This is a genomic window from Winogradskyella aurantia, assembly GCF_002266855.1.
Taxonomy (GTDB): Bacteria; Bacteroidota; Bacteroidia; order Flavobacteriales; family Flavobacteriaceae; genus Winogradskyella; species Winogradskyella aurantia.
In genome coordinates this window covers 1-7,739 of record NZ_NGJN01000011.1, presented here as the reverse complement: position 1 = coordinate 7,739, position 7,739 = coordinate 1, and the positions used below count along the sequence as shown (strand labels likewise).

Annotated in this window: 8 protein-coding genes; 1 reads left to right on the top strand and 7 read right to left on the bottom strand. The window is 32.9% G+C overall.

Annotated elements, in window-relative coordinates; genetic code table 11:
• Positions 1-219: 219 nt before the first annotated feature.
• From CA834_RS14450 to CA834_RS14440, 3 genes are all read right to left on the bottom strand, one after another.
• Complete coding sequence (locus CA834_RS14450) at positions 220-903, bottom strand: hypothetical protein (protein ID WP_094969436.1); 684 nt, start codon at positions 901-903, stop codon at positions 220-222.
• A gap of 159 nt (positions 904-1,062) precedes the next feature.
• On the bottom strand, positions 1,063-1,638 hold the full coding sequence (locus CA834_RS14445; RefSeq protein WP_094969435.1) for a hypothetical protein: 576 nt from the start codon (positions 1,636-1,638) through the stop codon (positions 1,063-1,065).
• 155 nt (positions 1,639-1,793) lie between these two features.
• Complete coding sequence (locus CA834_RS14440; protein ID WP_094969434.1) at positions 1,794-2,210, bottom strand: hypothetical protein; 417 nt, start codon at positions 2,208-2,210, stop codon at positions 1,794-1,796.
• A 360-nt stretch (positions 2,211-2,570) separates the two neighbouring features.
• Here CA834_RS14440 and CA834_RS14435 point away from each other — a divergent pair, with 360 nt between their 5' ends.
• Entirely contained in the window at positions 2,571-2,957 is a 387-nt protein-coding gene (locus CA834_RS14435) for a cupin domain-containing protein (RefSeq protein WP_094969433.1), read from the top strand.
• Between the two features lie 364 nt (positions 2,958-3,321).
• Here the strand turns inward: CA834_RS14435 and CA834_RS14430 are convergent, their stop codons facing one another.
• From CA834_RS14430 to CA834_RS14415, 4 genes are all read right to left on the bottom strand, one after another.
• Positions 3,322-4,083, bottom strand: coding sequence for a DUF6090 family protein (locus CA834_RS14430; protein ID WP_094969432.1), 762 nt, complete (start codon positions 4,081-4,083; stop codon positions 3,322-3,324).
• 165 nt (positions 4,084-4,248) lie between these two features.
• Positions 4,249-4,929 (bottom strand): hypothetical protein, encoded by a 681-nt coding sequence (locus CA834_RS14425; protein ID WP_094969431.1) that lies wholly within the window; start codon positions 4,927-4,929, stop codon positions 4,249-4,251.
• A 185-nt stretch (positions 4,930-5,114) separates the two neighbouring features.
• Positions 5,115-5,612, bottom strand: a complete 498-nt coding sequence (locus CA834_RS14420) for a hypothetical protein (protein ID WP_094969430.1) — start codon at positions 5,610-5,612, stop codon at positions 5,115-5,117.
• Between the two features lie 152 nt (positions 5,613-5,764).
• Positions 5,765-7,588, bottom strand: coding sequence for a glycoside hydrolase family 2 TIM barrel-domain containing protein (locus CA834_RS14415; RefSeq protein ID WP_240507624.1), 1,824 nt, complete (start codon positions 7,586-7,588; stop codon positions 5,765-5,767).
• Positions 7,589-7,739 lie beyond the last annotated feature (151 nt).

Here is a 7,739-nt window from a genome sequence, read left to right as displayed (position 1 = left end):
CAAGATCTTATCAAGAGCATTTGCAGTGGTTAAAAGAGGGACACCGTATGTGTCAATGCAAGAATTTGCAGCTTAAAAAAGTATCTAAATAATTAGGAATTGACCTTGGAATACGTATAACCGTCAGTTACGGGTTAATTTAGCGTTTATTTTCGGTTAAGAACTGGCGTTAGCAATTCCGAGTGGATTCGGACGTAGTCGAATCCGCCGTAATTGCGGTTATACATTGTTGTGTACAGTTTTTATTTTTTCAATTCCTAAATGTTTGTGTTCAATTAATTTTTCAGCCGTTTCATTGTCGCAAGCAATTGCAGTTTTGCAATCGTCATAAAGTGTGGTAAGACACCATTTTTTGTTTTTCTCAAGTATAAATTCAGGTGACAGATTGGAAAAACTTGAGGCAACAATTTGAATCGTCTCCATTCTTGTCAAATAAAAAGAAGGTAAATTGTCGTTCTCAACATTTCCTCTTATTTTTCTCAAAATGTCATAATGAGAATACACTTCTGTTTGAAGAGTAGAGTCAAAAACCTTTAATAAATGAATTATGTCTTTAAAATACATTCCAGAACCTTCTTCACTTCCCCACAAATATTTTGGTCTAGTGTCTTTATTTCGGACTTGGTGCATAACGTATTCAGAATAGTCTTTGAAATTTTCTCCATCTTTAAAAAATTCGGTTTTAAATTGTTCAAAGGTCAGAACTCGTTTGTTTTTCGGTCTTCCTAGTTCGTCGCGAGTAGGTTTCAATCCGTTTTGAATGTCCAAATCAATCAGAATTGGATGATGATAAATAAAGTAATTGTCAAAATCTTCAGAAAACCAGTTTTCGATTTCTTTCGGATAATGACTTCCTCCACCTTTATTTTTTACCCAAAATCTTGGTACTTTAAAATCTATCATCTGGTTTTTGTCAAATTGTACACAACGGTCTAGTGTATGATTTCGTTGCGTGTTTAAGTAACTAAATTAGTAAACTAAAACGAACCAGAGGAAATTCCGAAGGAATTTCCAAGTAGGCAAGAACTAGCAATGAATTATACACGGTGTTGTAGCCAGTTTTTATTCTTTTATTATTTCAACTTTTGGTTTTTTGATTTTTATCTCAGAAATGTCTTTAATTTTATCAATAGTTTCATTTCCATTTTCATCTATTGTTTTTTTTATAAAATTTCCATTTCTATCCTTTTCGATAATCTCTTTTGAACCATTCTTAAAAGTTGTTTCTTTTCTTTTTAAACTACCATCATTTTCAAAAGAGACTGATTCTGAAGTTGGTAAAGAGTTGTTGAATTTCTCAAGCTCTTCAATAGTTTTGAAGTTTAAAGTGTTTTCTGGTTTAAGGGTTTCATCAAAATTCCAATTATCACCCAATAATGAGGTCAATTCTAGTGCAATTCGAGTTTTTTTAATGTCATATTCTTTGTTTTTAGTTTTTGAGAATATTCCTTCAATTTGCTCTTTCGTTAGTTTTTCTTTCGTTTTATCAAATGTAATTTTTAAACTATCATTTTCTTTCAATAAAGTTTTGACAAACTCGGTTGGAATATATTTGACACTATCAAGCACTTTTTGTTGAGAAAAAGAAAAGTTCGAAAATCCTAAAGAAAGAATTATGATAAAAATTATTTTGTTCATTCGTACTTTGTTTTAATTGGCTACAACGGTTTGTGTATGGCTCGTTGCGGAAAATCAGCTATGATTTTCCGCCGTAACCGAATGATAGCATATTGCAATGAATTACGATTAAGAATTCAGCCGCAATGAGATATACACTTTGTTGTGCAACGTTATTAATTTTCTAATTCTATTGTGTAATTCTGAATTTCGGCTAATTCTCCATTGTCATTTATAGCCTTAACATTTAAACTTCCTCCATCAAAGTCGGAATTGAATTTGATGGTAGCAATGCTTTTTAACATTCCATCATCAATGCTATTTTCAATGCTTTGAATTTCGATATTTCCAGAATTAATTGTCCATTGTATTTCAGTGAAATTCGCTGTAGCTTTGCTAGCATAGGTTATAGTTTCATTAATTAATACAGATGTTGCTCCGTCTAAACAGATTCCAGTAAAATTAGGGTCAGAATTTAACGAACAATCTGTTACGCTTTTTGGATTTATCTGAATTTCAGATTCATCACTATTACAAGAAATTGCTCCCAATATCGTAATTAAGGTCAAAATGTTCAGTACTTTTTTCATCATAATGTTTTTAAATTAGTATTATTATTTCAGTTCAAAATGTGCTTCTAATGTTGCACAACGTGTTTGTATATGGTTTGTTGCGTGCTTTAAGCACCTAATTTAGCAAATAAAAACCGAATAGAAAATCCGCGAGGATTTTCGTAAGTAGGCTATAACTAGCAATAAATTATATACGGTGTTAGGCGGTCGTATTATTTTTTTATACTTAAAGAGTTAATACTGTGGATTTTTAGCCTACCTTTCAGACTAGGATTAAACATTTGTCTTGATTTCTGAATAACTATTCCTGAATTGCACAATACGGCATCAGTATCCATCCTATAAGGATAATATTATCCAAATTCACAAAAACAAATAATCATGAAAATTGCAAAAGACGACATTGAAGTAAAAATGGAGATTCCTGGAGCTGTTATACGTCAGAAAACTGATTTTGGAGACGCTACTGGATTAGGTAAAATTAGTGGAGAGTATTTCAGTCTCTCTGCTGGAGTTGATACAACACCATTGTTTATGGGGCTTGAAGGAAATTTGTGTCAATGTCCTCATTGGGGATTTCTTTTGAGCGGACAACTTACTACTACCGACTCTAAAGGCATCGAAGAAATTGTAAATGGGAAGGATCTGTTTTACTGGCCCCCTGGACACAATGTAAAAGTCAATGCAGATGCGGAGATTGTTATGTTTAGTCCTCAACATGAGCACACCCATGTAATCAATCATATGATTGAGATGACCAAAAGTTAAGCGAAACCAAAAACTCATTTAAAGAAGTCTTCTCAATTTTATATCATTTTACAGGATTAAAATTTTGTTTATCAGTGGTGTTTAGTTTCCCGTATCACTTTTTAAGTTAGAAACTCAATATTATGCCAAGTAAACTATTATATGATGGAATCAGGATAAGTGTATGAAATAATTCCGTCTGGATAAGTCAATAACAAATAAGGCTTTTTGTGGTTTAACTTCTATGACGCCTAACGGTTCGGTGTATGGTTAGTTGCGTGGTTAAGCAACTAATTTAGCAAATAAATCACAGATAGAAAGTCCGCGAGGACTTTCGTAAACAGGCTCTAACTAGCAATGAATTATACACATTGTTGTGCTTTCGTTATTTATGATTTTCTACAATTTTATTTATTTCTATAGATAATTGTTGACCAATAGATAGCAATTTTTTGTATTTATTGAAAAGACCTTCTACTAACGAGCCTCGTAAATTAGCACCTTGTATACTCGGGTGATTTATTATTGCTTTAATCTTGTCTTGATTGGATAAAAAATATTCTTCAGCATCTGGTTTTCTTAAGATATTAATAATTTTTGTAAACACTTGTTCTTCAAATCCTAAAACCTCCATATTTTCTATAAAGTCGTTAAGACTCTTCTCTTGTCTTTTTATAATATTGTAAACTAGGTAATAATCGTTGATAAGATTTTCAATTTTAGAGCCTTGTATCATTCCCAAATAACCAGAATTTTTTAATGCTTCAAATCCACTTGGATTAATCTCTAAATATTGATCGTAAAATACATTGTAATCATCATCTATAACTAACAAAAAATCTTTTAAAAGAATTTTATCTTGCTTAGATAACTGAACAATTTTCTGAGAATAAACTTTCACAGAATCCCTGAAAGAGATAATTGCTTCAATTTGTTTTTTGTCACTCGCAATATTATTTTTTATGCTGCTTAAGTAACCACGTAATGTTTGGGTTTCTTTACGATGTGTATTTGCATTATTAATCTGTAACGCAATCAAAATTCCAATAACCACAAGAACAATCTCTCCAACTGCATAAAAAAGATATTTACTGAATTTATTTTCAGATAGTAATCTTTGTCTAATTTTTCTAAAGAATTTTATCATTGGTTATCAGTTGATTATAATGAAGCACAACGGTATCGGCTATGAGTAGTTGCGTGGGTTAGCACGAAACTTTGCAAGTACACACTAAATTGAAAATCCTAGAAAATTTTCAAAAATAGGCGAGAACAAGCAATTACTTATAGCCATTGTTGTACATAGTGCTTTTTAATAATATTCAATTTCGTATTCAAACTGTTCCTCATTTTGGAAAATATAATCTAGTGATTTTTTGTCCGCTAACTTTTGCAATTTACTGTAGTTAAAAGTTAGTATTGTGTCTCCATAAGTGCCTTTGGTTTGATATGTATATGCTTTTTTTGAGTAATCATAAAGTTCAATTACTGGTTTTTTCTCACGACTGTTGTAACTCACACGCTTTATTTTCCGGTTCTTTTTGTCAAAGAAAATAGTGTCTATTAAAACCAAAGCCTTTTCGTAATTCGGTTCTTCAACTGGCATAAATTCCCAAGAGTGAGTTTTGGATGTTTTTACTCGTTTTTGCTTTTTCGTTTGCTTTATAAAACGAATTAATGAGTCAGACTCATATTTTGTCTGCTTTTCAATTCCGCTGTCTTTGTCAAATTCAAATGTCGAGAACGAACGAAGAACACAAGTGTCTTTGGCAACAAAATCTTCACAAAAGTATTCGGAAATCCGTTGTCCATTTTTATATTCAAACTTTCGAATTTTGTTTCTGAACGTTTTTAATCTCGAATCATATCTGCCATAATTAACTTCTCTGATTAAGTTTCCAGATTTGTCGAATTCGGTCAGTCTGTTTTTGGTTAAGCTATCTCCAACTTTTTTAAATTCGGTTATAGACTTAATGTTTTGAGAATAACTCAAAATTGAAGTTAGAAATATCGATATGAAAATGGCGTTTTTCAGCATTATGTACAACGGTCTAGTATAACCGTCAGTTACGGGTTAATATGCGTTAATTTTCGTTTTGGCACAGATGTTAGCAATTCCGAGTGGATTCGGACGTAGTCGAATCCGCCGTAATTGCGGTTATACATTGTTGGCAACAGTTATTTAATTCGCGAAAATGTTATTTCAGTCGTTTCCAAAAATCCGCCGTCTTTTGCCAATCGAGATTCAATTTTTATCTTTTTGCGCTTAATTGGTTTTATTTTCATCATTAGTTCGTCATCTCGATAAATTGAAATAATTGATGTTTTTTTATCAAAATCCCATCTGCATTTTTTGAAATCAAATCCAGTAGCGGAATTATTTACTCTAAATCGGTAATTCATTTTTCGACCACGTTTAAAGTCCAATTCCACAAAGTATCCGTGTCCAAGATATTGCAATTCATACTCTTTATATTTTATATATTCATCATCTAACGCTTTGTTTGAGTATTTAATGAATTTCAGCGTATCACTTTTCATAAAAGCACCATTTTCATTATTCACAAACCAATCCGTTTTCACAAAGTCAGATTTTGAAAATTCTTGTCCGTAAACAGAGACGGAAAATATAATTGCTATTATGTATGTAATTTGTTTCACTTTAATTGTTGCCAACGGTCTCTGCTATGCGTAGTGCGGGATTTCAAGGCACTTCACTTTCCGTTTACCAAGAAGTTTATTTAATGTAATTACTTTCATAACAGCACTTTCCCCCGAATTACGTATAGCCATTGTTGGCATTAGTTATTTTTTATGATCAATAAATGCTATTCAAATACAATCTCATCTATATAAATGTTATGGCTCATACCTTGTCCGCTCGTAAAAATTACAAACCCCGAACGTATACTTGTTAAATCAAGTCTTTTTGTATTAATCGTATACTCTTCCCATTCGTCAGTAAGGTTTAATTCAACAAGTTTTTTGCTGGAATCATAAAAGGGTTTATCCCCTTCTTTAATCAGTCCGAATCCTATTTCTACATTTAGGTTGTCATAGCTTGCTTTGGCCCAAAAACTAAACGTCTCGGCTCCGCTTATATCATAACCGCCTAAAATATCACCCCAATCATTTGCAGGGTCAACAAATCCAAGACCATACCATTCATTTTTACCTTTGAATTCTATTTTTATCGCTGTTTCTCCCGATTTTACAGTCGATGTGTTGTTTAAATCTACACTAACGGTTTTATAATCTCCCATATACGCTGATAAAACGTAGGGCAAGTTTTTATTGTCTCTATAAACGTAAAATGGCAATTCTGCTTTGGGAACTAAAAATTTCCGTTTTGCAGCTCTTTCATCAATAACTGAAATAGACGTTGTAGCTATACCTACATTATTGAAGGTGTCGTTCACCATAGCATATACTTTTATCCCACCATTTACCTGTGGAAGTTGTATTTCAAATCCATCGGAAAAGTTACCACGAAAATTAAGAGGCACTAGTTGGTCACGCCTTTTCCTGCTACCCGTTCTTTGGTTGTAATAAAAATTTACTGTTAACTCTTCTCCTTCTACATCTGTAGCATCCAGGTTTACGGCAACCCATGTTCCACTTTTTACGTCATTTTTCGATAATTGAAACAATTCGATGGAAGGGACGTTATTTTCAGGCTTTTTTCCAGTATAAGCCTCACGAATTGCCCAATATTGCGGACGAGTCATGCCTTTAAAATGAGTCAATAACCAAGGCGCCACATGTCTATTATCACTGGCGTATTGAAATATATAAACGCCTAAAGAATTGGGTTTTGGCTTAATCCATTCGTTATAGCCTGTAATGATTACATCATATTTTTCTTTATCGGTCGGCTCAGGTTTTACTCCATTCCGGTCTGCCTCAATCTCCCATTCCCCTCTGACTCCAAATTCGGTTATGACATGGGGTTTTGTTACTCTTTTTTTTGATAATTCTTCCGGCAAAATATCAGCTCCCTTTCCATATGTATTAATTCCATAAATATCGATAGATGGAACGTATTTTTGCCACCAGTCTATTCCAAAAGTCCAGGCCTCAACCGATGTTACCGGATGATTTTTATCTATTTCTTTGATTTTAGAACAGATTTTTTCTAGTAATTTTGAATAGGCAATTTTTTCTTCATCGGTTGCCGTATTTAAATATACTTCGTTACCAACACCCCATGTCAGTATTGCAGGATGGTCTTTGAATTTTTTTACGATTTCAATAGCATCTTTATACATGACCTTTTTGCCGGCTTCATCATTACTATAGTCGAAGCTATCGTCAGCTTCCATACCTGCTCGGCCATGTCGCATCCAAATGCCCAGCATGACTTTTATTCCATGTGAATGTGCTGCATCCAACATTCTTTTAGTATTGACGCCGGTTCCCCAGGTTCTAATCGTATTAACACCTAAATAATTAAGTTCCTGGAAGTATTTCTCGTAGTTATTTACATCATTATCATAACCAAACGTAACTCCCTTTACTTCAAATGGCTTTGCATCTACTATAAAAGTCCATTTACCATTAATATTTTCAACGGTTGTTTGTGCGTTGCTATTCTCACTAATAACTATTGAAAAAGTTAAAAAGAGAATCACTTTAAGTTTGAGGATAGTCATAGAGTAGTCACTTTTTAATTAATGCCAACGGCCTTCTTTACTTTACAACAACATAATTACAGTTGTTTACATTTACTAAGAAACAAGAGGAGAACTAAAACGGTCTTTGGAATCGCAGTTCCTTTATACGTATCAGTCCTCTTGTCTCTCT